This window comes from Pseudomonas sp. QTF5, assembly GCF_000512695.2.
GTDB lineage: Bacteria > Pseudomonadota > Gammaproteobacteria > Pseudomonadales > Pseudomonadaceae > Aquipseudomonas.
In genome coordinates this window covers 20,565-44,838 of the sequence record NZ_AZRW02000045.1, presented here as the reverse complement: position 1 = coordinate 44,838, position 24,274 = coordinate 20,565, and the positions used below count along the sequence as shown (strand labels likewise).

The following is a 24,274-nucleotide window of genomic DNA, read 5'->3' as shown; positions in this document are numbered from 1 at the left end:
CCGATCCTGTAACGGTGTTTTGTCCTAAAGGCCCAGAATAGACACCTCGAATGCGACCTTGGTAGCGGGACGGGCAACGATCAAATTCACTAGACTGCGCACCTTGCTTCCGTTGCCCGAGAAAACAATCATGTACCGTGACCGCATTCGCTTGCCTTCATTGTTGGACAAGGTGATGAGCGCCGCCGACGCTGCCGCTCTGATTCAGGACGGCATGACCGTCGGCATGAGCGGCTTTACCCGAGCCGGCGAAGCCAAGGCCGTACCTCATGCCTTGGCCGAGCGCGCCAAGGTCACGCCGCTGAAAATCACTCTGATGACCGGCGCCAGCCTGGGCAACGATCTCGACAAGCAACTGACTGAAGCCGGCGTACTGTCGCGACGCATGCCGTTCCAGGTGGACAGCACCCTGCGCAAGGCGATCAATGCCGGCGAAGTCATGTTCATCGACCAGCACCTGTCGGAAACCGTAGAGCTACTGCGTAACCAACAACTCAAGCTACCGGACATCGCGGTGATCGAAGCCGTGGCAATCACCGAGCAAGGCCATATCGTGCCGACCACCTCGGTAGGCAACTCGGCCAGCTTTGCGATTTTCGCCAAGCACGTGATCGTTGAGATCAACCTGGCTCACAACCCGAATCTCGAAGGCCTGCACGACATCTATATCCCGACCTATCGGCCGACCCGCACGCCTATTCCGCTGGTGAAGGTCGACGACCGCATCGGCAGCACCGCCATCCCGATACCACCCGAAAAAATCGTCGCGATCGTGATCACTAACCAGTCCGACTCGCCGTCCACTGTCTTGCCACCCGACAGCGACACACAGGCCATCGCTGACCACCTGATCGATTTCTTCAAACAGGAAGTGGCTGCCGGGCGCATGACCAACAAGCTCGGCCCGCTGCAAGCCGGTATCGGCACTATCGCCAATTCGGTGATGTGCGGTTTGATCGACTCGCCGTTCGAAGACCTCACCATGTACTCCGAAGTGCTGCAGGATTCGACTTTCGATCTGATCGATGCTGGCAAGCTGAGCTTTGCTTCGGGCAGTTCGATCACCCTGTCGAGCCGGCGCAATGCCGATGTATTCGGGAACCTGGAGCACTATAAGGACAAGCTGGTGCTGCGCCCGCAAGAGATCTCCAATCACCCCGAAGTGGTGCGGCGCCTAGGCATCATTGGCATCAATACCGCACTGGAATTCGACCTGTACGGCAACGTCAACTCCACCCATGTCTGCGGCACGCGAATGATGAACGGCATCGGCGGCTCCGGCGATTTCGCGCGCAATGCGCACCTGGCGATCTTTGTCACCAAGTCGATTGCCAAGGGTGGCGCGATTTCCAGCGTGGTCCCCATGGTCAGCCACGTCGACCACACAGAACATGACGTCGACATTCTCGTGACCGAGATCGGCCTGGCCGACCTGCGTGGCCTGGCACCGCGTGAGCGCGCCCGGGTCATCATCGACAACTGCGTTCACCCGGACTATCGCCCAGCCTTGAATGACTACTTCACTGCCGCTTGCGCAGTCGGCGGGCATACACCGCACATCCTTCGCGATGCCCTGAGTTGGCACATAAACCTGGAAGAAACCGGGCGCATGCTGGCGGAGTAATTGATACAGATTGCAGCTGACGCGAACACAGTTTCGTCAGCTCGCGGTGATAACACTCCATCACGCCAAAAACTGTACTGCTGTACCGGTCTTTTCCTACGGCATTTGCCTACCTTTTACGTTGAAATGATCAAAAGCGCACCAAACAAGTGCGAACAGGTACAGTTGCCTCAATTTCGACCAGTACACCACCGTTTAACAGTTAACTGGTCTCTCACAATACAGGTGAACTGTATCTACAGAGACTGGCCAAACGAGAGGATCATTGGCATCAGTTAAACCACTACCTAATCCCGCCATAAGCGGAAGGATGAAAACCATGGAACGTACACTCAGTTCCGAACTGTTCTTCGAAGACACCGCTGCAAAAACCCAGGCTTCCATGCCTCTGCGCGTTATCGCCAACCTGATGCTGTGGCAGCGCCGCATCACCAGCCGCCATCAATTGGCTCGTCTGGATTCGCGTCTGCTGGCTGACGCCGGGATTAGCGAAGCACAACGCTACGAAGAGCTGAGCAAGCCGTTCTGGCGCTAAGTTAGCGTCGCTGGCTCTGATCCTCCGGATCCACCGCCAGCACCCCGAATTGAACAAACAAAACCCGTCGTGGGAAACCACGACGGGTTTTGTCGTTTTGGAGCTTTCATATTGGGCCGTACAGAAGAGATAACCACTAACAGGTACAGTTTATTATTCATATAAAATGAACCAGTACAATTTCATCGGAGTGTGTCTGTGCCTGCAGGCGTATCGGGGTCACCATTGAATCCCGACTACCAGGCAAAAGGACCGCGCCCCATGAATAACTTACTAAATGTTTCCATCGTCACACCGCAAGCGAAGCCCCGCTTGGTCAAGCTTCGAGGATTACTGAGAGCGCTCACCGACAGCCTGGAAAGGGCTCGCACCCGACGGTTACTGGGCCAACTCAATGATCAACAGCTCTCGGATCTGGGCATCAGCCATGCCGATCGCCTCAACGAAGTGGACAAACCGTTCTGGCGCTAGCTTTCTCCATTTACAGACGGGACTGTTCTAACCGAGGTGCACAGGCCTAATATTCAGATAGAACGTGGCGAACGCTTTACGACAGGCATCTGATCCTGCGCCACCTCTCAATCGGTCTATCCAAAGGAGCTACCCCATGTCCCGTCTTCGTCTGCTCAGTGCTGCCGCCCTGCTTGCCGTGGCCGCCAATTCTCACGCCACCAGCTTTATCGTAACCACCGATTCCATTGTGGGTGGATTGAAGGCTTCTTCCGACGCAACGTCGGATGTCTCGTCTTCCTTTCGCGACGACAAAATCGTCCGTGCTGCTCGTGACGATGCTGCCAGCTTCGTCGCCAGTGAAGGCGCCATTCGTGGTGTGAAACTGGAAAGTGCTCTCGACCATATCCGCCAACAGACTCCACAACTGAATGCGACCGACGCACAGCTGGCCCAGGCTATCCTGACGATCTAAGCGACAGCTCTGACACGGGACACGCCCTAATGCTGTTCAGTTAAATGCAATCCATGTGGGAGCGGGCTTGCTCGCGAAGGCGTCAGCACATCCAACATTGATGTCGCCTGACACACCGCTTTCGCGAGCAAGCCCGCTCCCACAGGTGTCCCAATGTTTCGGCACTGGCTCTAGCCCGGGCATTGCGCTAGCCTTTGGACTCGCTTTCAGCTAACGAGTCTCATGCGTTTTCTTTCCAATCTGTCGATCACTGCGGTTTTTCTTGCGGCTTGCTGGTCGGGTTCGGCCCATGCCTTCGACGCTTTCAACCTCTCTACGCAAGGCACCGTGGCCAGTGGTTATGCTTCCAGCATGGTGACCTCCGCGCCCTTCGACCATAAACTGCTGATCGCCGCCCGGGATGACGCTGCCGCGTTCATTGCCAGTGACGGCCAACTGCGAGGATCGCAACTGGAGTCCGCCTTGATTTACCTGCGCCGGACCCAGCCAAAACTTCATGCCAGCGACCTTGAACTGGCAGAGGCAATTCTCGTCCAATAGTTATCCCTTGTTCCTCCGGAGTCGTTCCATGCGTAGCCCGCTGATTGCTGCCACCCTTGGCCTGCTGTTGTTGGCCGACGTGGCCCAGGCGCACACCCTGGTAGCCACCAGTAACATCATCATTCGTGCCTCCCAGCGCACGCTTGATTTCACGTCCGATACCACCACGTCCATCCGTGATTCGAAGATTGTCCGTGAAGCCCACGACGATGCGGCCAGTTTCGTCGCCAGCGACGGTGAAATCCGTGGCGCACACCTGGAAGCGGCCTTCGACACCTTGCGCACCCGCGTACCGGAAGCCCGAGACGCCAGTGATCAGGTTCTCGCCGAAGCCATCCTCGCACTGTGAAGTCGCTAGGTGCCTGGCTGCTGGCCGGGGTTGTGTTGCTGCTTGGCAACACGGCTCAGGCCGGCCTGCAACTACGGCTCAAGACCGACGGCCTGAGCCCCGCGCAACAGCAGGCCAGTCAGGCGCTGCTCGATGAAGCCATGCAGGCGTTACCCCCGCGCTTCATTGAACAACTGGACCGGCGCATTGATGTTGGCTGGACCGACGACATGCCGAGCGATGCTTACGGCCAGGCGTCGCTGGTGTCCGAGCTCGACCTGAATCGCAATCTGCTCGCCAGCCTCACCAACGGCAGCGCCGCGACCAAAAAAACATATCGCCCCCACGGTACCGTGCGCCGGGAAATGCTCGCCACGGTGCTGCATGAACTCACCCACATTTATGACCGTGCGCGCCTGTGGCCTGCCGCCGAGCGCACGCTGATCCAGCGTTGCACGCAACGTCACAGCAGCTCCGGGCTGATCGGCATCCCCGATCAATGCCGTGGGCAGACGGAGCGACGCTGGACCCTCAGCGATGACCCTCGTCTGCTGGATTTGGCCGGCTGGCCGCAATACGTCGGTCGGCGCGGCGAGCGCGAACAGCACAACCGGCAGATTGCCCGCAGCCCGGACATCTACGAGACGAGCAGCCCGAAGGAGTTCGTCGCGGTCAACATGGAGTACTTCCTCCTCGACCCAAGCTATGCCTGCCGTCGCCCTGCGCTGTATCGCTACTACAAAGAACATTTCGGCTGGGCGCCCGCCGCCAAAGACACATGCGCCCAATCATTCGCCTTCCTCAATGCGGGTAACGACTTCGCCAAGCAGCCCCTGGGTCAGGTCGATCCGGAGCGGGTTTACGCTGTTGACTATCTACTGGCAGAAGCCAACCAGAACTGGGTCAGCCGCTGGGGCCACAGCATGCTGCGGCTAGTGATCTGTGCACCGGGTCGGCCTCGCGGGCCAGATTGTCGACTGGATCTGGATCAGCATCTGGTGTTGTCCTACCGCGCCTTCGTCGGTGACTTACAGCTGTCGAGCTGGGATGGGCTGGTGGGTAAATACCCGTCGCGCCTGTTTGTCTTGCCACTGGCCCAGGTGATCGACGAATACACCAAGACCGAACTGCGCAGCCTGGCCTCAGTGCCGCTGAACCTGTCGCAAAACGAGATCGAAGACGTGGTGGAGCACGCCGCGGAGATGCACTGGAGTTACGACGGCAACTATTTTTTCCTGTCCAACAACTGCGCGGTAGAAGGCCTGAAATTACTGCGCAGCAGCACCAACAATGCGCAACTGGTCGGCCTCGACAGCATCATGCCTAACGGTTTGCTGGAGGTGCTCAAGGGCCGCGGATTGGCGGACACCAGCGTGCTGGACGATCCCCGCGAAGCATTACGTCTGGGCTATCGCTTCGATTCCTTCCGCGAGCGTTATCAAGCGATGTTCGAAGTGCTGAAAAAGCATTTGCCGATCAAGCAGGACAAGGTCGAGGACTGGCTGGCCTTGAAAGCTGATGAGCGCCGCAAATGGATTGATCAGGCTGATTTGCGCACCAGCGCGGCGTTGCTGCTGCTGGAGCAGGCCAGTTTCCGTCAGCAGATGGTGCTGGCCCAGGACGAAGTGAAGCAACGTTATCTGGGCGCTCGGGAATTGAAGAATGGCGGCATGGATAAGGCCAATGCGACCTTGCAGGAGATTCTCGCCAACAGCGGCTTCCTCAGCCGTCCGGCCGAACTGCTTGGCACCGGTGGTTATGGTTTGCCGCAACCAAGCGAGTGGACGCGCCTGGAGTCGGAAAGCAGCCTGCGCCAGAAGCAGCTGCAAGCGCTGACCGGGGATCTCGACAAGGAAGTGAGAGCGTTGCTCGAACCGAGTCGTGCCGCCGAGATGGCCGCCAACGAAGCCAACCTGAAGCAGGTTGGCGAACATTTGCGGAAGTTGCACAAGGCTGCGGGTGGGTTGGAATTGCCCTGAAGCATAGGACCCCGAAAGAGTAGAACCCTCTGTGGCGAGGGAGCTTGCTCCGATTTTGGGGACGCTTCGCGCACCAGCGGGAGCAAGCTCCCTCGCCACAGTGGGTTGCCTGATTACTTAGCTGTGAATCAATACAAAACCCCATCAAGAATTTCATAAACAATCCCGGTGCCTACGGCGATCAGCACAATATCGCCGCCCGCACGACGCCACTCATACCCCGGGTAGTACGGCAGTCGGCCCAACGCGCGGTTATCCAGGCGTTCGCCGTAATAACCGTGAGGTAATGGCCGGCCACGGACCAGATGAACGCCTGGAGGTGGCGGCGCACCGCGTACGAAATAGCCATGGTTATCGTGGATGGTCTGCCGCACCGGGCCGAAATCCCGTGGTGGACCGCCGCGATGATCCTGCGGGCCACGGTGATCGTCGCCACGATTGTCACCGCGGTTATCGTAATGGCCCTGCTGCGGCCCGCCGCGGTCGTGATCGTCGCGCTGATCGGCGCTGGCGTGCAGCAACGGGGTCGCACTGAGCATCAGCACGCCCATGCTGGCAATCAGACGTTTCGGCATTTTCATCAGGTCTTTCCTCGCAGCCATACAACAAAAAGGGCTTCAGAACGTCGTCCTGAAGCCCTCGGTCTTGCTGTTTAGTCTGTGCCGCGAGGCTCTAATTCCTCTGTATCAGGAACTTTACCTTCAGCTGACCCGCGCTTTACGTACGCCGTCAGACAAGGCAGCGCACAGGCTGAGTACACCCTCCACAGCCTGATCCGGTGTCGAGGCATTGGCGATGTGATCGATCAGTGCCGACCCCACCACCACACCGTCAGCCAGACGGGCGATGGCCGCCGCTTGCTCCGGTGTGCGGATACCAAAACCGATGCTGATCGGCAGATCGGTATGGCGACGCAGACGGGTGACAGCTTCTTCGACATGCTCCAGAGTCGCCGCGCCCGCACCGGTCACACCCGCCACGGACACATAGTAAACAAAGCCGGAACTGCCATTCAGAACGGTCGGCAAGCGCACGTCATCAGTCGTCGGAGTGGTCAGACGAATGAAGTCCAGGCCTGCCGCCTGTGCAGGATCACACAGCTCGCCGTTATGCTCGGGCGGCATGTCGACCACGATCAAGCCATCGACACCGGCCTCTTTGGCTTCAGCGATGAAGCGAGGCACGCCGTACATGTGAATCGGGTTGAAGTAACCCATCAGCACCAGCGGAGTCTCACTATTGCCTTCGCGGAATTCGCGAACCATTTGCAGGGTTTTCGCCAGGTTCTGTTTGGCGCCCAAGGCACGAATGTTGGCCAGTTGAATCGCCGGGCCATCGGCCATCGGATCGGTGAAGGGCATGCCCAACTCGATCACGTCGGCACCCGCTCCCGGCAAGCCCTTGAGGATCGCCAGAGATGTATCGTAGCTCGGGTCGCCGGCGGTCACGAAGGTCACCAGGGCGGCGCGGTTCTGTTCCTTGAGTTCGGCAAAACGCGTTTGCAGGCGGCTCATCAGTGTTTCTCCTGCTTGGATTGCTCTTGTTGAGAGTGTTCCATGTGGTGCATCACGGTTTGCATGTCTTTATCGCCACGGCCGGACAGGTTGACCACCATCAGGTGATCTTTCGGCAACGTCGGTGCGCGTTTGAACACTTCGGCCAGGGCATGGGCGCTTTCCAGTGCAGGAATAATCCCTTCCAGGCGACAGCATTTGTGGAACGCGTCGAGGGCTTCATCGTCGGTCACCGAGGTGTACTGAACGCGGCCGATATCATGCAACCAGGCGTGTTCCGGGCCGATGCCCGGATAGTCGAGGCCGGCGGAAATCGAGTGGGCGTCGATGATTTGACCATCATCGTCCTGCAGCAGGAAAGTACGGTTGCCGTGCAACACGCCCGGCACACCGCCATTCAGACTGGCCGCGTGCTTGCCGGTTTCGATGCCATAACCGGCGGCTTCGACGCCGATGATCTCAACGCTCTTGTCATCGAGGAACGGGTGGAACAGGCCCATGGCATTGGAACCACCACCGATGCACGCCACCAGACTGTCTGGCAGACGGCCTTCCTGAGCTTGCAACTGTTCGCGGGTTTCCTTGCCGATCACAGCCTGGAAGTCACGAACCATGGCAGGGTACGGGTGCGGGCCGGCCACGGTGCCGATCAGGTAGAAGGTGCTGTCGACGTTGGTCACCCAGTCACGCAGGGCTTCGTTCATCGCATCTTTAAGGGTACCGGTACCGGCGACCACCGGGATCACTTCGGCGCCCAGCAGTTTCATGCGAAACACGTTGGCTTGCTGACGCTCAATGTCGGTGGTGCCCATGTAGATCACGCAATCGAGGCCAAAACGCGCAGCCACGGTGGCGGTCGCCACGCCGTGCATGCCAGCGCCGGTCTCAGCGATGATGCGTTTTTTGCCCATGCGCCGCGCCAGCAGGATCTGGCCGATGCAGTTGTTGATCTTGTGCGCGCCGGTGTGGTTCAGCTCTTCGCGCTTGAGGTAAATCTTCGCGCCACCACAGAACTCGGTTAGACGCTCGGCGAAATACAGTGGGCTTGGACGTCCGACGTAATCTCGCTGGAAGTAGGCCAATTCTTCTTTGAACGCCGGATCTTCCTTGGCCGCTTCGTATTCGCGGGCCAGATCGAGGATCAACGGCATCAGGGTTTCGGCGACGTAACGGCCACCGAACGCGCCGAACAGGCCGTTGGCGTCGGGGCCGTTGCGCAGATTAGTCTGGGTCATGGGTCGCTCCAGTTGTATTCGAGAGGTGACGATGGGGTTCACTCTACCCCTGACATCCCGCACTGAAAACCGATAAGATCGCCGTAACCTGTCAGGAAAACTCACAGATCCAATGAGCCACGACCTTCCTCCGCTGAACGCCCTTCGCGCCTTCGAAGCCACTGCCCGCCTGAACAGCGTCAGTCAGGCCGCCGAACAGCTGCACGTCACTCATGGTGCGGTCAGCCGACAACTCAAGGTGCTGGAAGAACACCTCGGCGTGAGTCTGTTCATCAAGGATGGACGCGGCCTTAAACTCACAGATGCCGGTGTTCGTTTGCGCGATGCCAGCGGCGAAGCCTTCGAACGTTTGCGCAGCGTTTGCGCCGAACTGACCCAGAGCACCGCCGATGCGCCGTTCGTGCTCGGCTGCTCTGGCAGCCTGCTGGCGCGCTGGTTCATTCCGCGTTTGGGGCGGCTCAATGCGGACCTGCCGGATCTGCGCTTGCACCTGTCGGCTGGCGAAGGCGATCTCGATCCACGGCGGCCGGGCCTGGATGCCTTGCTGGTGTTTGCCGAACCGCCATGGCCGACAGACATGCAGGTCTACGAATTGGCCAGCGAACGCATCGGCCCGGTCATGAGCCCCCGATTCATCGGTCATGAAAGGCTGCAGAACGCACCGCCAAACGCACTGCTGACTGAGCCTTTGCTGCACACCACCTCACGCCCGCAAGCCTGGCCAAGCTGGGCACAGCAAAGCGGCCTCGACGCCAGGGCGCTGAAGTACGGTCAGGGTTTCGAGCATTTGTATTACTTGCTGGAGGCGGCAGTGGCCGGGCTGGGTGTGGCCATCGCGCCCGAGCCGCTGGTGGCCGAGGACTTGAAGGCCGGTCGCCTGGTTGCGCCATGGGGTTTCTGTGAAACCCCGGCGCAACTGGCGTTATGGCTACCCAAGCGCGCCGCGGACGGCCGCGCTCGGCAATTGGCGCAATGGCTTAAAAACGAACTGCGCCAGGCGCCTTAATTACCGCGTTTGCACAGCAGGTAGGCTGCCAGAAGACCCAGCGCACCAACGGCGACGCCGGCTGTAGTCCAAGGGTGTTCCTGGGCGTAGTCACGTGTCGCGATCCCGGTTTCACGGGTTTTGACCTTGACCTCTTCATAGGCATCGGCGAGCAGATGGCGGGAATGTTTCAGCGCGTTCTCGGCGTTGCTTTTCAGCGTTTTAATGGTTCTACGCGACTCGTCCGAGGCGTCGTCCTTCAGGCTTTCCAACGATTTCAGCAGACTCTCGATCTCGGCTTCCATGCTTTGCAATGAGGCTTTGCGTAACGAGGTGTTGGCCATGGTGGCTCTCCTGCATTGTTGATGAGTGCGTGTGTTGGTTGGGACTTCAGGGGTTCGAGAAAGTGCAGTAAATCTGAACTTCCACTTCGAATTGGCCGACAGAAGAAATACGAAAAATCACTGCTAGGCTGTATTTCACACCCTTAGGAGAACGCCATGACTGACCATCACACCTACAAAAAAGTCGAACTGGTTGGCTCATCCACCACCAGCATTGAAGACGCCATCAACAACGCCCTGGCTGAAGCCAACAAAAGTCTCAAGTACATGGAATGGTTTGAAGTGACCGAAACCCGCGGACACATCAAGGACGGCAAAGCGGCACACTTCCAGGTGACGCTCAAAGTCGGATTTCGGATTGCCAGTAGCTGAGCTTAAGCTAGTCTTCTGAACTTGCGCGCCGGCCGAATGCCATAGGGAATGGCAAAGCGCTACGTGGTGAGTGCGTCCGGCCGATAGCTGGATGCCCTCCCCCTATTGATCCGACCAGGGAGTGCAACCCATGAAGAAGTTTATTTTGGCGATAGGTTTGTTGAGCCTTGCGGGAACAGCCTTTGCCCAGGGCAAGTCGTGCGACGAGCTGAAAGCCGAAATCTCAGCGAAACTGGATGCCAAGGGCGTTTCCAATTACACACTGGAGATCGTCGACAAAGGCGCTGCTGCTGACGGAAAAGTCGTCGGTACCTGTGAAAAAGGCTCCAGGCAAATCGTCTACAAACAAGGCTGACCGCCCTCGAAAATGAAAAAGCCGACGCAATGGCGTCGGCTTTTTTGTGGGCGCTGTTTGCGCCTCAGCCCTTCATGACCTGCGCCAGCAACTCATAGGAATGCACGCGATCGGCATGTTCGTACAGGTCACAGGTAAAAATCAGCTCATCGGCCTGAGTCTGTTCGATCAACACTTCCAGCTTGGCGCGGATTTTCTGCGGGCTGCCGACCATGGCCAGACCAAGGAAATCACCGACCGCTTCTTTCTCATGGGGCAGCCACAGGCCGTCCATGGTCTTCACCGGCGGGCGTTGCACTAGGCTCTGGCCACGCATCAACGCGAGAATCCGCTGGTAGACTGAGGTTGCCAGGTAATTAGCCTGCTCATCGGTATCCGCGGCCACCAGTGGCACGCCGAGCATCACGTAAGGCTTATCCAAAACCGCGGAAGGCTTGAAGTGGTTGCGGTAAACGCGAATCGCCTCATGCATGAAGCGCGGTGCGAAATGTGAGGCAAAGGCGTAGGGCAAACCGCGCTCACCGGCCAGTTGGGCACTGAACAGGCTCGAACCCAGTAACCAGATCGGGACGTTGGTGCCGGTACCCGGCATGGCAATGATCCGCTGGTCCGGCGTGCGTGGACCGAGGTAGCGCATCAGTTCGGCTACGTCTTCCGGGAAGTCGTCGGCGCTGCCGGAGCGCTCACGACGCAAGGCGCGGGCGGTCATCTGATCGGAGCCGGGCGCGCGCCCCAGGCCCAGGTCGATCCGTCCCGGGTACAGACTTTCGAGGGTGCCGAACTGCTCGGCGATCACCAGCGGCGCGTGGTTGGGCAGCATCACGCCACCCGAACCGACACGAATGGTCGAGGTGCCACCGGCCAGATAGCCCAGCAGAACTGAGGTCGCCGAACTGGCGATCCCGTCCATGTTGTGGTGCTCGGCGACCCAGAAGCGGTTGTAGCCGAGTTTTTCGACGTGCTGCGCCAGATCCAGGGAATTGTGCAGGGACTGGGCCGCACTGCCGTTCTCCCGAACGGGCACCAGATCGAGGGTCGAAAACTTGATATCAGACAGTCGTTTCATGAACCTGCTTCTCCAATGGGTAAGCAGGTTTTTTCACGAACGAAACCTGCCGAGTCTATAAGCGTGTTCTCTGCAATGAGGGCATATACCCGAGTTTCAATAGAAGAGACCAAATTCCTACACAATTAGAGGACTGATCGGATGAGGTGAACTTTGCCTGACGGTCTATCCTCAGAACCCTGGCAACCGAAAACCACGAAGGCGCGACGTTTCGCGCCGGATCTTGAGGAGGCAGACATGGCTATCACAAAGAAGGCATCGGCTCATTGGGAAGGTGATCTGAAAACCGGTATCGGCTCGATTTCCACCGAAACCGGTGTCCTCAGAGAAGCGCCCTACGGCTTCAAGGCCCGTTTCGAAGGCGGTAAAGGCACCAATCCGGAAGAGTTGATCGGCGCGGCTCATGCGGGCTGTTTCTCCATGGCATTTTCAATGATTCTCGGCGAGGCCAACCTTAAGGCTGACAGTATCGACACCAATGCCGAAGTCACCTTGGACCAGGTAGACGGTGGCTTTGCAATCACAGCGGTAAAACTGATTCTCAAGGCGAAAATCCCCGGGGCGACCCAGGCGCAATTCGAGGAACTGAGCAACAAGGCCAAAGAAGGCTGCCCAGTCTCCAAAGTGTTGAATGCGAAAATCAGCCTGGATGCGACGTTGATCAGCTAAACCGATAAAAGATCGCAGCCTTCGGCAGCTTCCTGTAGGAACTGCCGAAGGCTGCGATCTTTTTTGTCCTGCATTACAGCCTGACCGGCGAAACTGTGGTCGAATAAATGACAGCAGCTTCAGCGCATCACCATGCGCGCTGCCTCAAGGGAGCTTCAACCATGAAACGTTTTGCCTTGGCAGTTATCTGTTGCACGCTGGCCACATCGGCCCTCGCGGCACCGAAATCCTGTGAGGAACTCAAGGCCGAGATCGAAGCCAAGATCCAGGCCAATAACGTCACGTCCTACACCCTGGAAATCGTCACCAATGACGAAGTGCACGATCAGAACATGGTCGTCGGCTCATGCGAAGGCGGCACCAAGAAAATCATCTACCAAAAAAATGACCGTTGATTCGTCTCACATGACGCAATTAGTCAGTCGATCCTCGGCGACAATCTCCCGCTTCGCGTTGTACAGCCGGGCGCTGGGAGTGAACGCTATGGAACGCGCTTCCAGCAGGTAACGCTGGCCGGCCTCGAAATGGTCGTAGTTGATGGTCAGGTAGCACAGCCGTTCCAGCGGAGCATTCATCAAACCCGAGCCTCCGCCAAACACTTCAAAATCGAAACGGACTCTCAGCTCATGGCTACCCGGGGTGACCTGGAAGTAACGCCCGTCGCTCAGCCGCTGGTTGTCCAGCCGTTCGGCCATCAGCAATTTACCGCCAGGGCTCGGTGTGGCGAAGTCGACCCAGGCCATCTGCGGATCGACCGCCGGCAACGGACTCGCGCAACCGACAAAGGCGCCAGCAGCGAGTAACAGCAACAACCTGCGCATGATGAATATCCCAAGGACTGGTTATTCAGCATAGCGCCGATCAGGTACGTTGGCAGCCTGCGGGGGTGCCCTGCCCAATCACTTTTCGCTGTTGATCGTAGAGCTTCGCCCACGGCCGAAAGCCGATATACCCCGCTTGCAACTGATACCGCTGACCGGCGTTGAAGTCCTTGAATTTCACATTCAACTGGCAGTCGCGCCACAGCGGCTCGGCGTCGGGGCCAATGTTGGTCGGCTGGACTGCAAACAAGTAGCGAACCGTCAGCTCATGGCTACCAGGCTGCACCTCGAAGTAGCGCTTATCGATCGAAGCCTTGTCATCGACTTCCAGCGCTTGCAGCGCGGTGTCTTCCAGCTGTGAATCCAGATCGATCCATGCCTGCGAAGGATCAGGGGTGGGCACTCCAGCACAACCGGCCAGCATCAGCAGGCCTCCCGTCAGCATCAACTTGCGCATAGCGGAGCTCCAATAGGCGGGATAGTCTTGCGGGCAGACTTTCCAGGGATGATTCATTTTGATCAGGCCGCGTCCAAGCCTTGGGTTACTTGATCGCGTTTTACGCATTTTGTTTCCGGGTGTGTTTCTTTTGTTGCTCAATGGCTGCGCCAGCATCAGCTATTACGGCCAATTGGCCAGTGGTCAGCTGCACTTGCTGCGGGCACGGGAGCCGGTTTCCAGTGTGATTTCAGATCCAGGCCGCGATCAGCAATTGCGCGCGCGTCTGGCCCAATCACAAAAGGCCCGGACATTCGCCAGCCAACACCTGCACCTGCCAGACAACCCGAGCTACCGCCTGTACGCCGACATCGGTCGACCGTTTGTAGTCTGGAATGTCTTTGCCACGCCGGAGTTTTCGTTGAAGCCGCAGAACCATTGCTTCCCCATCGCTGGCTGCGTCGCCTATCGCGGGTATTACAGCCAGAGCGCTGCCCGCGGTGAGGCCGCCTTGCAGCGTCTGCAAGGTATGGACGTGTCGATCGGCGGCGTCGAGGCCTATTCGACGCTCGGTTGGTTCAACGACCCGATCATGAGCTCGATGATGGGTTGGGGCGACGAACGGTTGGCCACGCTGATTTTTCACGAACTCGCCCATCAACGTTTTTATGTGAAAGACGACACCGAGTTCAACGAATCCTTCGCCACCTTCGTCGAACAGGAAGGCACTCGGCAATGGCGCGCATTCCGCGGTATGCCGCCGGATAATGGAGCGTTGGAGCAGCAACGCGACCAGTTCATCCAATTGGTTCTAGACGCCCGCAAGAGGCTGGAACGGCTTTACACGCTGCCGCTGCCTGCCGAGCAAATGCGTAAACGGAAAGCGGCAGAGTTCGAACAATTGCGCCGTGAATACCGGACGCTGCGCGACAGCCAATGGGCCGGGAATAAACGCTACGACGCCTGGATCAACACCCCGATGAACAATGCTCGACTGTTGCCGTTTGGTTTGTATGACCAATGGGTGCCGGCGTTTGCCGCGCTGTTCGGGCAGGTCGATGGGGATTGGGTGAGGTTTTATGCGGCGGTGGAGAAATTGGGCGCATTACCGGTTGAGGAGCGTAAGGCGGCGTTGAAGGTGTTGGCGGGATCAGCCAGTTCCGGTGGCTGAGCGGGCCTCTTCGCGAGCAAGCCCGCACACATTAGATCGGTATATGCCAAAGCCCTTTGGCAAAATACAAATCCCCTGTGGGAGCGAGCTTGCCCGCGAAGGCGATTCAACTAACGCTGCAAAAACGCCTGATGCATCTCCTCCAGCGTTTCGAAGTGATACGCCGGTGCTTCTGCGCTCAACTCCTCTCGGCTGCCAAACCCATAACCCACCGCCGCCGCGTCCAGTCCATTGCTGCGAGCGCCGATCAGATCGTGTTTACGGTCGCCGATCATCAGGGTATTGGCCGGGTCCAGGCCTTCTTCGCTCATCAAGTGCGCAATCAGCTCGACCTTGTCGGTTCGCGTGCCATCCAGCTCACTGCCGTAAATCACTTTGAAATGCTTGGCGAAGTCGAAGTGCCGGGCGATTTCCCGGGCGAAAACCCACGGCTTGGAGGTCGCGATGTACAGCTGTCGCCCTTGCCCACCGAGGGTTTCCAGCAGCGGCGTGACGCCGTCGAACACGCGGTTCTCATACAGGCCGGTGACCTTGAAGCGCTCGCGATAGAAGTTCACCGCTTCCCAGGCCTTGGGTTCGTCGAAGGCGTAGAACTGCATGAACGCCTGCAACAACGGCGGGCCAATGAAATGCTCAAGCCTGGTCAGGTCCGGCTCATCGATCCCCAGTTTGCTCAGGGCGAACTGGATGGAGCGGGTGATGCCTTCGCGCGGGTCGGTCAGCGTGCCATCGAGGTCGAACAGTACGGTTTGGTAGTGCATGAAAATTCCTGAGCAAGACACTTTCCGTTATCAAGAGGCTTAGAGCTGGTCGTAGCCCTCGGCCAGATGCAGATCCTTGAGCTTTACGTAATTCGCCGCACTGTAGGTGAAAAAGGCTTTTTCCTTGTCCGTCAGCGGACGGATCTGTTTCACCGGGCTACCGACATAGAGGAAACCGCTTTCCAGGCGCTTGCCCGGGGGTACCAGACTGCCGGCGCCGATGATCACATCGTCCTCGACCACCGCACCGTCCATGACGATGCTGCCCATGCCGATCAGAATCCGGTTACCCACGGCACAACCATGAAGCATGACTTTATGCGCGATGGTCACATCGGCGCCGATCAGCAGCGGGAAGCCATCAGGATTGAACGGCCCGGCGTGGGTAATGTGCAGCACGCAGCCGTCCTGCACACTGGTGCGCGCACCGATTCGGATGCGATGCATGTCGCCGCGGATCACTGTCAGCGGCCAGACGGAGCTGTCTTCGCCGATTTCGACGTCGCCGATCACCACCGCCGAGCCGTCGACAAAGGCGCCTTTGCCCAGCAGCGGCGTGTGGTTCTGATACTTGCGAAGGGTCACGATAGGCTCTCTCTCTTTTGCTGATAGCTGCGGTGAGCGTCGATTGTAATTAAGATGGGGCCATGTTTCTTCCCGCATGTTTTCCAGCCAAGGTGCCAACCGTGAGCGTGAACAACCCTCTTCTGCAGTCCTACGACCTGCCGCCATTCTCGGCGATCCGTGCCGAACACGTGCAACCGGCCATTGAAAAGATCCTGGCTGACAACCGCGCCGCCATTGTCGACATCCTCAAAACCCAGGGCAAACAACCGACCTGGGCCGGCCTGGTGCTGGCGATGGATGAGCTCAACGATCGTCTGGGCGCCGCCTGGAGCCCGGTCAGCCACCTCAATGCCGTGTGCAACAGCGCCGAGTTGCGCGAAGCCTACGAGTCCTGCCTGCCGGCCTTGAGCGCCTACGCCACCGAGCTGGGCCAGAACCGTGAACTGTTCCAGGCCTTTGAAGCGCTGGCCAACAGCCCTGAGGCTGCCGGTTTCGACGTGGCGCAGAAAACGATCCTGGAACACGCCCTGCGTGACTTCCGTCTGTCGGGTATCGACCTGCCTGCGCCTGAGCAAAAGCGTTACGCCGATGTGCAGAGCAAACTGTCGGAGCTGGGCAGCCGCTTCTCCAATCAGTTGCTCGACGCCACCCAGGCCTGGACCAAGCACGTCACCGACGAAGCCGCCCTCGCCGGCCTGACCGAGTCGGCCAAGGCACAAATGGCCGCCGCCGCACAAGCCAAAGACCTCGACGGCTGGCTGATCACCCTGGAATTCCCGAGTTACTACGCGGTGATGACCTACGCCCACGACCGCGCCCTGCGTGAAGAACTCTACGCCGCCTATTGCACCCGTGCGTCGGACCAAGGCCCGAATGCCGGTCAGAATGATAACGGCCCGGTCATGGAAGAGATCCTCGACCTGCGTCAGGAGCTGGCAAAACTGTTGGGCTTCACCAGCTTCTCGGAGCTGAGCCTGGCCACCAAAATGGCCGAGTCCAATGATCAGGTACTGAGTTTCCTGCGCGACCTGGCAAAACGCAGCAAGCCTTTCGCCGCCCAGGATCTGCAACAGCTCAAGGCCTACGCCGCCGAACAAGGTTGCCCGGACCTGCAAAGCTGGGACAGCGGTTTCTACGGTGAAAAACTTCGCGAACAGCGCTACAGCGTCGCCCAGGAAACCCTTCGCGCATACTTCCCGATCGACAAGGTTCTGGGTGGGTTGTTCGCCATCGTCCAGCGCCTGTACGGCATCGAGATCGCCGAGCTGAAAGGCTTCGATACCTGGCACCCGGACGTTCGCCTGTTCGAAATCAAGGAAAACGGCCAACACGTCGGCCGATTCTTCTTCGACCTGTATGCCCGCGCCAACAAGCGCGGCGGTGCCTGGATGGACGGCGCTCGCGATCATCGCCGCACAATCAATGGCGTGCTGCAAAGCCCGGTGGCGAATCTGGTGTGCAATTTCACCCCGGCCGACAGCGGTAAACCAGCCCTGCTGACCCACGACGAAGTGACCACCCTGTTCCACGAATTCGGTCACGGCCTGCATCACCTGCTGACCCGCGTCGAGCATGCTGGCGTGTCCGGCATCAATGGCGTGGCCTGGGATGCGGTCGAGCTGCCAAGCCAGTTCATGGAAAACTGGTGCTGGGAGCCGGAAGGTCTGGCGCTGATTTCCGGTCACTACGAAACCGGCGAGCCGTTGCCTCAGGATCTGCTGGAGAAAATGCTCGCGGCGAAGAACTTCCAGTCCGGCCTGATGATGGTCCGCCAACTGGAGTTCTCGCTGTTCGACTTCGAACTGCACGCCACCCACGGCGATGGTCGCAGTGTGCTGCAAGTGCTCGAAGGCGTGCGCGACGAAGTCTCGGTCATGCGTCCGCCGGCCTACAACCGTTTCCCCAACAGCTTCGCCCACATCTTTGCCGGCGGTTACGCGGCGGGTTACTACAGCTATAAATGGGCTGAAGTATTGTCGGCCGATGCCTTCTCGAAATTCGAAGAAGACGGCGTGCTCAATGCCGAGACTGGTCGTGCATTCCGTGAAGCGATCCTGGCGCGGGGCGGTTCCCAAGAACCAATGGTGCTGTTCGTCGACTTCCGTGGCCGTGCGCCATCGATTGACGCACTCTTGCGCCACAGCGGCCTGAGTGAGGACGCGGCAGCATGAGTGAGGGACATGTGATTACCAAAAAACGCTTTATCGCCGGGGCGGTCTGCCCGGCCTGCAGCGAGCCGGACAAGCTGATGATGTGGAGCGAAGACGCCGTTCCGCATCGCGAGTGCGTGGCCTGCGGTTATTCCGACACGCTGAATGAACAAGGTCTGTCGGTGCCCAAGGAATTGGGCACGCGGGTCAATACTTCGGCACTCAAGGTGCCAGATGCCAAGGTCCAGGCCGTGCAGTTTTTTCCGAACCCGAAGTTGAAGAAGAAGCCAGACGAGCAACACTGAGCCATCACCACCTTCCACTTTTGATCGAGTGGAAGGTGGTAACTATCTACCACCTCCCCCTGCGCTTCCTTTTTAGGCTGACCGAAATCAGCCGTTATTCAAGGAAGACGCCATGTCCGACACCAACCCGCTGTTGCAAGCCTGGGTGCTGCCGCCCTATTCAGAAGTCCGCGCCGAGCATCTTGTCCCGGCCATCGAAACAATCATTGCGGACAACCGCCAGACCCTGGCCGAAATCATCGCTTCCCAAACCGTTTTCCCGACCTGGGATGACCTGGTGTTGGCTGTCGATGAAACCGATGCACGCCTGGGTGAAGCCATGTCCGTCATCGAAACCCTTGGCATGGTGAAACGTGACGCCGCCTGGAAACAGCGGAGTGCCAGATGCAGCGACGCTGCGGCACGATACACCTCCGAAAAGATGCTTAATCAGGCCCTGTTCCGGGTTTACCAACAGCTGGCTCAAAGCCCGATTGCAGCGAACTTCGATGCGCCGCGCAAAGCGGTTTTAGACAAGATTTTGCGCAAATTTCGCTTGTCGGGAATCGACTTGCCTGCCGAACAACAGCAGCAACTCGCTCGCATTAATTTCGACATCAGCGCGCTCCAGCGCTTGTTTATGACTCAATTGGAGAGTGCTTCCGCAGCCTGGACCAAGCGCATCGATAACATTGAACGACTCAGCGGACTGTCCCAGGTAACCAAAGACCGCCTGGCGCTCAACGCGCAACAGGCAGGGCATGATGGGTGGCTGATCCGTCTGGCCCAGGACACCTATCATCAGGTCATGACGTATGCAGAAGATCGAACCCTGCGCGAAGAATACTTCGTTGCCTACAGCACACGGGCTTCCGATCAAGGCCCCCACGCGGGGCAATTCGATAATGGTCCGGTACTGGCGTTGCTCTTGTCCCTGCGTCACCAGAAAGCCAGATTGCTGGGGTATGAGAATTTCGCGCAATTGAACCTGGCAACGGAAATGGCGGAATCCACCGCACACGTCAGCGGGTTCCTGCGGCGGCAAATAACGCTGGCAACGCCAGTCTTCGAAAAAGACGCACAGGTGCTCAAGGCATTTGCGCTGGAACGCAATATCGCGGAGTTCCAACCTTGGGACCAGGAGTTTCTAGCCGAACATTTACGCCAGCAACACCTTGGTGGCGCCCTGAGAAACCTGCGCGATTATTTCCCGCTGGATGGGACGTTGCGCCGACTCTGCTTCTTCAGTGAGCACATGTTTGGGGTCGAGATCGTCGAGCAAAAAGAGTTCAGTCGCTGGCATGACAGTGTTCGCCTGTTTGAAGTCAGCGAGCATGGACAGGTGATCGGACATATCTACCTTGATCCTTACCACCGCGAAGAAGCGCCGGACTATGCCTGGACCGCCACTCATCGCAACCGGCGGCTGAACGCCGAAGGTCGATTGACGCTGCCGATTGCCGTTCTGCACAGCAACTTCACGTCAGGCGTCGCAGATCAGCCTTGCCTGCTTGCCCATCTGGACCTGCGCGTTCTGTTCCACGAATTTGGTCATTGCTTGCAGCATTTATTGACCCATTCGCCTCACTACACCCTTTCCGGCATTTCCCAACTGGGACGTGATTCAGCTGAGTTTGCAGGCCAGTTATTCGAACAGTGCTGTCTGTCACGAGAGTTTTTGCTGTGGCTCGCGGCTCACCACGAGACCGGCGAACGCCTGACCGAGGAGCGTGTCGAGGCAGCACTTTCAGCCATTCAAACCCAGAACAGCTGGCAAACCGCGCAATTTCTGATGGGTGCGTTGTTCGATTTCGAATTGCACCGCAGCCCGAGCGACGGCTATTACGTTCAACAGGTATTTGAAGACGTACTGCGGGAGATTCCTCACTTGCAATTACCGTCCTATTGCCGGTTCGCCAACAGCTTTGACTACATGGTGACCGGGTATGCGGCCTCGGTTTATGCCTACAAGTGGTCGGGTGTACTGGCAACCGAAGCCTTTAAACGGTTTCAGCAGGATTCGGTCTTTAACGCCCGGACAGGCAGAGCATTTCGCGAGACCTGTTTTGCGCCCGGAGACTCGCGCTCGTTACTGGTCTCTCTGACAGCGTTCCTGGGTCGGCCGATTGACGACGGGTTTATTGCGACCGCCCCAGAGGTCATTGCCAGTTGACGCAATGCGTTACTCGACATGCGCCGATTTGAACCAACTGTTCATCGAACAAGTAGCAAACGGGCTCGTGCTGCACTCCCCGTTGGCCAGCGCAGTGCGCAGTTTGTCGGCATCGGCCTGCATCATGTAATGAACACCGTCCCTGAAGTGGCTGCTGTCACCAAAGCCACCTTGAGTCATCTCATTCAGGGCATCTTCCTTGCTCCATCCCTGCACGACCACCCGGTACATGGCGGCCATCAGGCCAGTCCGGTCCGAGCCGTGTTTGCAGTGCATCAACACCGGGCCTTTGGCCTCGGCACTCTGAATGGTCCGAAGGGACCTGAGTACATCCGCATCATCCACGTGATTGGTGCGGTAGGGCAGTTGAACTTGTTCGATACCTGGCGTGGTCAGCCAGCTTGAATCGGACTCGGGCAGGAAGTTGATCACCGTGGCGACCTTGAGTTTTGCCAGCAAGGGAACGACTCCGCGGTCGGGTAATGCGCTGCGGTAGAGCGTCGGGGACATCTGGAAAAGGTTGTACTGAACCTCGATCGGTTGAGCCCACTCGGCGGGACGGGGCGCGATTGTCTCGTCAGCGTGAGCGAACGTCAGGTTGAACAGTGCAACCAGCGACAGACATATCGCAAGGATGAGGCGTGGGGACATGTTCGGCGACCGTATTGAGAGGCGGGGGTGACGACGCCACAATGAGCGTTGAACGGTCAAAGGTCCGTGAGCCATCTGTCAAAGGATCGTGAATCAGCTCCTTTTGAATTTCTGCGATTGCTGATCCGACGCACCGCTCACAACTAAACCTGCATGAATATCCACACAGGCTTAGTTTGAAAACATACTTACGGATTGACGATACTGGAATAAGCTTTTGCCAGAGCCAATAGTTTTTCCTTGTCGCCGTTGTCGATATCGCCGTCACCGTCCACATCACTTTTGACAACTTTGATATTGAAGGAACGCCCGCCATCAACCGAGGTTGCAGTCATATAGACGGAATCCACCAAGGCCTCTATCTGCGCTTCGTTTACGGCATCCCAGCCCAATTCCTTACGGGCAAGCTGCATTGAAACGAGCGTGTTTGGTTCCGAAGGACTTGGTTGCATAAGCTGTAAAAAGATACCGCGCTGATTAAAGAACGACATTTATTAATTCCTTTTAATGAGTAATTCACGAACACTTCGTGTGCCGCGAATAGTACTTACAAGGCTTACTTCCAGGCTAACCGTTATATGTTTCCCGGCATTGCCAAAATTGTACTTCCCGAGTTATCCGTCGGCAAAAAGTAGACAGCCCCACCAGAGTGCCGAACGGCACTGGCCGGCTCGCCCGACCTCGGATACTGTATGCACATACAGCAACGAGTATTGACCGATGAGCACTCCATTGCCGCCGCGCGGTCGCGGCACCGCGACCAACCCTCATAACCGTTTCGCGCCTAACCGCTCGGTGCCCGAGGACGACGGCTGGTATCAGGAAGTGCCGGTGACTCAAGGCACCGAGGTGCGCATCGAGACAGCGAAAACCATCATCACCCGTAACAATTCGCCGGATTTACCCTTCGATCGCTCGATCAATCCCTATCGCGGCTGCGAGCACGGCTGCATCTATTGCTACGCACGGCCCAGCCACGCCTATTGGGACATGTCACCGGGGCTGGATTTCGAAACCAGACTGATCGCCAAAACCAATGCCGCCGATGTGCTGGAGGAGCAACTGTCCCGGCGCGGCTATCAATGTGCGCCGATCAACCTGGGCTCCAACACTGACCCTTATCAGCCCATCGAGCGCGAACACAGAATCACCCGCAAGACGCTCGAAGTGCTGCTGCGTTACCGCCACCCGGTGACCATCATCACCAAGGGCTCGCTGATTCTCCGCGATCTGGATCTGCTGGCCGAACTCGCCGAGCAAAGGCTGGTGGCGGTGATGATCAGCCTGACCACGCTGGATGACGAACTCAAACGCATCCTGGAACCTCGCGCCGCGGCACCCAAGGCACGACTGCGAGCGATCCGGGTGATGCGCGAAGCCGGCATTCCGGTGGGCGTTTTGTGTTCACCGATGATTCCAATGATCAACGACAGCGAACTCGAAAGCCTGCTGACCGAAGCCCATGCGGCCGGCGCGCAAAGCGCGGCCTACATGATGTTGCGTTTGCCGCTGGAAGTGGCGCCGCTGTTCGAAGAGTGGCTGGCCGCCCACTATCCTCTGCGTGCGGCTCATGTGTTGAGCCTGATCCGCCAAAGCCGTGGAGGCGAGCTCTACGACAGCCGGTTCGGTGCCAGAATGCGCGGTGAAGGGCCATTTGCCGACCTGTTGGCGCAACGCTTCGCCAAAACCATCAAGCGCCTGGGGCTCGATCGTCGGGAAGGTTTCAATCTGAATTGCGAAGCCTTTTGTCCGCCGGGTCGCCAAATGTCGTTGATTTAAGGACAATTGGCCCTATGGTTGAATAGAGAGAACGATATAGCGCGTTTAGGCTGGTCACGTTTCCTGTGACCTGGAACACTCGTTCTAGAGCGTTTTATTCAGTTTGAGTTAAGTTTCGACGGCTACCTTGTTCATCGAGTGACTGACGGGTCTGGCTTTTCGACCGGGATGTTTTTTATACAGCCACTGGCTTCACACCGGACAAAACGGGAAAATTCCCTGACTCCGCCAAAGAGGATGAATCATGAGTGACAAGGATAAACAGCCTTTGGCTGCGTCGGCTTCAGCCCAACCCGAGGCGGAAACCGCCGATGCAGCGCTGCAGCATATCGTTGACGGCTTTTTGCACTTTCATCACGAGATCTTTCCGCAGCAGGAAGAACTCTTCAAAAAACTCGCCACGGCCCAGCGGCCTCGGGCGATGTTCATCGCGTGTGCCGATTCACGCATCGTTCCCGAACTGATTACCCAAAGCGCCCCTGGCGACTTGTTCGTCACCCGCAACGTCGGCAACGTCGTGCCGCCCTATGGGCAAATGAACGGCGGTGTTTCCACGGCCATCGAATACGCGGTGCTGGCTCTCGGCGTGCAGCACATCATTATCTGCGGGCACTCTGACTGTGGCGCGATGCGCGCAGTGCTCAACCCGCAGAGCCTGGAAAAGATGCCGACGGTCAAGGCTTGGTTGCGGCATGCCGAAGTGGCAAAAACCATGGTCCAGGACAACTGCAATTGCACTGATGAAAACGAAAGCATGCACATCCTCACTGAAGAGAATGTGATCGCTCAGTTACAGCACTTGCGCACGCACCCGTCGGTGGCCTCGCGCATGGCCAACGGTCAGTTGTTTATCCATGGCTGGGTTTACAACATCGAAACCAGCGAAATCAATGCTTACGACGCGGATCAGGGGTGTTTCCTGCCGCTCGATGGCAGTCATCCGATTCCGGTGGCGACGCCCAAAGCGCGCTTCTAAATCCTCCGTATGGTTTAGCCGAGGCTGCTGATCT

Annotated in this window: 29 protein-coding genes; 18 read left to right on the top strand and 11 right to left on the bottom strand. The window is 58.1% G+C overall.

Annotation, left to right across the window (positions count from 1 at the left end):
* The first annotated feature begins 130 nt into the window (after positions 1 to 130).
* The 7 genes from IC37_RS25340 to IC37_RS25310 all read left to right on the top strand — a co-directional run bounded on the left by IC37_RS25340 (position 131) and on the right by IC37_RS25310 (position 5,931).
* Positions 131 to 1,624 (top strand): acetyl-CoA hydrolase/transferase family protein, encoded by a 1,494-nt coding sequence (locus tag IC37_RS25340; protein WP_030129619.1) that lies wholly within the window; start codon positions 131 to 133, stop codon positions 1,622 to 1,624.
* 319 nt (positions 1,625 to 1,943) lie between these two features.
* Positions 1,944 to 2,159, top strand: coding sequence for a DUF1127 domain-containing protein (locus tag IC37_RS25335; protein ID WP_030129620.1), 216 nt, complete (start codon positions 1,944 to 1,946; stop codon positions 2,157 to 2,159).
* Positions 2,160 to 2,420: 261 nt separating this feature from the next.
* Positions 2,421 to 2,630: a DUF1127 domain-containing protein gene (locus IC37_RS25330; RefSeq protein WP_030129621.1), complete on the top strand. Its 210-nt coding sequence runs from the start codon at positions 2,421 to 2,423 to the stop codon at positions 2,628 to 2,630.
* 136 nt (positions 2,631 to 2,766) lie between these two features.
* A complete protein-coding gene (locus IC37_RS25325) occupies positions 2,767 to 3,084 on the top strand; it encodes a DUF2388 domain-containing protein (protein WP_007902756.1) in 318 nt (105 codons plus the stop codon).
* Positions 3,085 to 3,306: 222 nt separating this feature from the next.
* Positions 3,307 to 3,624 carry a DUF2388 domain-containing protein gene (locus IC37_RS25320; protein WP_030129622.1) on the top strand — a complete coding sequence of 106 codons (318 nt, stop codon included), beginning with the start codon at positions 3,307 to 3,309 and terminating at the stop codon, positions 3,622 to 3,624.
* Between the two features lie 28 nt (positions 3,625 to 3,652).
* Positions 3,653 to 3,973 (top strand): DUF2388 domain-containing protein, encoded by a 321-nt coding sequence (locus IC37_RS25315; RefSeq protein ID WP_008008047.1) that lies wholly within the window; start codon positions 3,653 to 3,655, stop codon positions 3,971 to 3,973.
* The gene (locus IC37_RS25310) at positions 3,970 to 5,931 is read left to right on the top strand and encodes a DUF4105 domain-containing protein (protein WP_030129623.1); all 1,962 of its coding nucleotides are present in this window, start codon (positions 3,970 to 3,972) and stop codon (positions 5,929 to 5,931) included. Before IC37_RS25315 ends, IC37_RS25310 begins: the two co-directional genes overlap by 4 nt.
* Before the next feature lie 128 nt (positions 5,932 to 6,059).
* Here the strand turns inward: IC37_RS25310 and IC37_RS25305 are convergent, their stop codons facing one another.
* The 3 genes from IC37_RS25305 to trpB form a co-directional block, all read right to left on the bottom strand.
* Positions 6,060 to 6,512 (bottom strand): anti-virulence regulator CigR family protein, encoded by a 453-nt coding sequence (locus IC37_RS25305; RefSeq protein ID WP_030129624.1) that lies wholly within the window; start codon positions 6,510 to 6,512, stop codon positions 6,060 to 6,062.
* 120 nt (positions 6,513 to 6,632) lie between these two features.
* Positions 6,633 to 7,445: a tryptophan synthase subunit alpha gene (trpA, locus tag IC37_RS25300; protein WP_030129625.1), complete on the bottom strand. Its 813-nt coding sequence runs from the start codon at positions 7,443 to 7,445 to the stop codon at positions 6,633 to 6,635.
* On the bottom strand, positions 7,445 to 8,680 hold the full coding sequence (trpB, locus tag IC37_RS25295; protein ID WP_007902766.1) for a tryptophan synthase subunit beta: 1,236 nt from the start codon (positions 8,678 to 8,680) through the stop codon (positions 7,445 to 7,447). The genes trpA and trpB overlap by 1 nt, the downstream gene beginning before the upstream one ends.
* A gap of 112 nt (positions 8,681 to 8,792) precedes the next feature.
* Between trpB and IC37_RS25290 the strand changes: the two genes are divergently transcribed.
* On the top strand, positions 8,793 to 9,686 hold the full coding sequence (locus IC37_RS25290) for a LysR family transcriptional regulator (RefSeq protein WP_030129626.1): 894 nt from the start codon (positions 8,793 to 8,795) through the stop codon (positions 9,684 to 9,686).
* Here IC37_RS25290 and IC37_RS25285 read toward each other — a convergent pair.
* Entirely contained in the window at positions 9,683 to 10,009 is a 327-nt protein-coding gene (locus tag IC37_RS25285; protein WP_030129627.1) for a YqjD family protein, read from the bottom strand. The two genes, IC37_RS25290 and IC37_RS25285, sit on opposite strands and share 4 nt — an antisense overlap.
* 156 nt (positions 10,010 to 10,165) lie before the next feature.
* Between IC37_RS25285 and IC37_RS25280 the strand changes: the two genes are divergently transcribed.
* Both IC37_RS25280 and IC37_RS25275 read left to right on the top strand, forming a co-directional pair.
* Positions 10,166 to 10,381: a dodecin gene (locus tag IC37_RS25280; protein WP_007902773.1), complete on the top strand. Its 216-nt coding sequence runs from the start codon at positions 10,166 to 10,168 to the stop codon at positions 10,379 to 10,381.
* Positions 10,382 to 10,511: 130 nt separating this feature from the next.
* Positions 10,512 to 10,736, top strand: a complete 225-nt coding sequence (locus IC37_RS25275) for a DUF1161 domain-containing protein (protein ID WP_030129628.1) — start codon at positions 10,512 to 10,514, stop codon at positions 10,734 to 10,736.
* A 64-nt stretch (positions 10,737 to 10,800) separates the two neighbouring features.
* Here IC37_RS25275 and IC37_RS25270 read toward each other — a convergent pair whose 3' ends face one another.
* A complete protein-coding gene (locus IC37_RS25270; RefSeq protein ID WP_030129629.1) occupies positions 10,801 to 11,802 on the bottom strand; it encodes an LLM class flavin-dependent oxidoreductase in 1,002 nt (333 codons plus the stop codon).
* 237 nt (positions 11,803 to 12,039) lie between these two features.
* Between IC37_RS25270 and IC37_RS25265 the strand changes: the two genes are divergently transcribed.
* Entirely contained in the window at positions 12,040 to 12,471 is a 432-nt protein-coding gene (locus IC37_RS25265; protein ID WP_030129630.1) for an OsmC family protein, read from the top strand.
* A 161-nt stretch (positions 12,472 to 12,632) separates the two neighbouring features.
* Positions 12,633 to 12,866 carry a DUF1161 domain-containing protein gene (locus IC37_RS25260; RefSeq protein WP_030129631.1) on the top strand — a complete coding sequence of 78 codons (234 nt, stop codon included), beginning with the start codon at positions 12,633 to 12,635 and terminating at the stop codon, positions 12,864 to 12,866.
* 6 nt (positions 12,867 to 12,872) lie between these two features.
* Here the strand turns inward: IC37_RS25260 and IC37_RS25255 are convergent, their stop codons facing one another.
* Positions 12,873 to 13,292 (bottom strand): hypothetical protein, encoded by a 420-nt coding sequence (locus IC37_RS25255; RefSeq protein WP_030129632.1) that lies wholly within the window; start codon positions 13,290 to 13,292, stop codon positions 12,873 to 12,875.
* Positions 13,293 to 13,332: 40 nt separating this feature from the next.
* Positions 13,333 to 13,749: a hypothetical protein gene (locus IC37_RS25250; RefSeq protein ID WP_030129633.1), complete on the bottom strand. Its 417-nt coding sequence runs from the start codon at positions 13,747 to 13,749 to the stop codon at positions 13,333 to 13,335.
* Positions 13,750 to 13,807: 58 nt separating this feature from the next.
* Between IC37_RS25250 and IC37_RS25245 the strand changes: the two genes are divergently transcribed.
* The gene (locus tag IC37_RS25245; protein WP_030129634.1) at positions 13,808 to 14,899 is read left to right on the top strand and encodes an aminopeptidase; all 1,092 of its coding nucleotides are present in this window, start codon (positions 13,808 to 13,810) and stop codon (positions 14,897 to 14,899) included.
* Between the two features lie 110 nt (positions 14,900 to 15,009).
* Here IC37_RS25245 and IC37_RS25240 read toward each other — a convergent pair whose 3' ends face one another.
* Together IC37_RS25240 and IC37_RS25235 are read right to left on the bottom strand one after the other, a co-directional pair.
* The gene (locus tag IC37_RS25240) at positions 15,010 to 15,660 is read right to left on the bottom strand and encodes an HAD family hydrolase (protein WP_030129635.1); all 651 of its coding nucleotides are present in this window, start codon (positions 15,658 to 15,660) and stop codon (positions 15,010 to 15,012) included.
* A gap of 39 nt (positions 15,661 to 15,699) precedes the next feature.
* Positions 15,700 to 16,245 (bottom strand): gamma carbonic anhydrase family protein, encoded by a 546-nt coding sequence (locus tag IC37_RS25235; RefSeq protein ID WP_030129636.1) that lies wholly within the window; start codon positions 16,243 to 16,245, stop codon positions 15,700 to 15,702.
* Positions 16,246 to 16,346: 101 nt separating this feature from the next.
* Here IC37_RS25235 and prlC point away from each other — a divergent pair, with 101 nt between their 5' ends.
* The 3 genes from prlC to IC37_RS25220 all read left to right on the top strand — a co-directional run bounded on the left by prlC (position 16,347) and on the right by IC37_RS25220 (position 20,834).
* Entirely contained in the window at positions 16,347 to 18,398 is a 2,052-nt protein-coding gene (gene prlC / locus IC37_RS25230; RefSeq protein ID WP_030129637.1) for an oligopeptidase A, read from the top strand.
* Entirely contained in the window at positions 18,395 to 18,682 is a 288-nt protein-coding gene (locus IC37_RS25225) for a YheV family putative zinc ribbon protein (protein WP_030129638.1), read from the top strand. Before prlC ends, IC37_RS25225 begins: the two co-directional genes overlap by 4 nt.
* Before the next feature lie 112 nt (positions 18,683 to 18,794).
* Positions 18,795 to 20,834, top strand: a complete 2,040-nt coding sequence (locus IC37_RS25220) for a M3 family metallopeptidase (protein WP_030129639.1) — start codon at positions 18,795 to 18,797, stop codon at positions 20,832 to 20,834.
* A gap of 9 nt (positions 20,835 to 20,843) precedes the next feature.
* On the opposite strand, the gene IC37_RS25215 is transcribed toward IC37_RS25220, so the two are convergent.
* Both IC37_RS25215 and IC37_RS25210 read right to left on the bottom strand, forming a co-directional pair.
* Positions 20,844 to 21,485 (bottom strand): tyrosine-protein phosphatase, encoded by a 642-nt coding sequence (locus IC37_RS25215; RefSeq protein WP_030129640.1) that lies wholly within the window; start codon positions 21,483 to 21,485, stop codon positions 20,844 to 20,846.
* Between the two features lie 188 nt (positions 21,486 to 21,673).
* A complete protein-coding gene (locus IC37_RS25210; RefSeq protein WP_030129641.1) occupies positions 21,674 to 21,976 on the bottom strand; it encodes a hypothetical protein in 303 nt (100 codons plus the stop codon).
* 229 nt (positions 21,977 to 22,205) lie between these two features.
* Here IC37_RS25210 and IC37_RS25205 point away from each other — a divergent pair, with 229 nt between their 5' ends.
* Both IC37_RS25205 and IC37_RS25200 read left to right on the top strand, forming a co-directional pair.
* The gene (locus IC37_RS25205; RefSeq protein WP_030129642.1) at positions 22,206 to 23,264 is read left to right on the top strand and encodes a PA0069 family radical SAM protein; all 1,059 of its coding nucleotides are present in this window, start codon (positions 22,206 to 22,208) and stop codon (positions 23,262 to 23,264) included.
* A 244-nt stretch (positions 23,265 to 23,508) separates the two neighbouring features.
* Complete coding sequence (locus IC37_RS25200) at positions 23,509 to 24,240, top strand: carbonic anhydrase (protein WP_030129643.1); 732 nt, start codon at positions 23,509 to 23,511, stop codon at positions 24,238 to 24,240.
* Positions 24,241 to 24,274 lie beyond the last annotated feature (34 nt).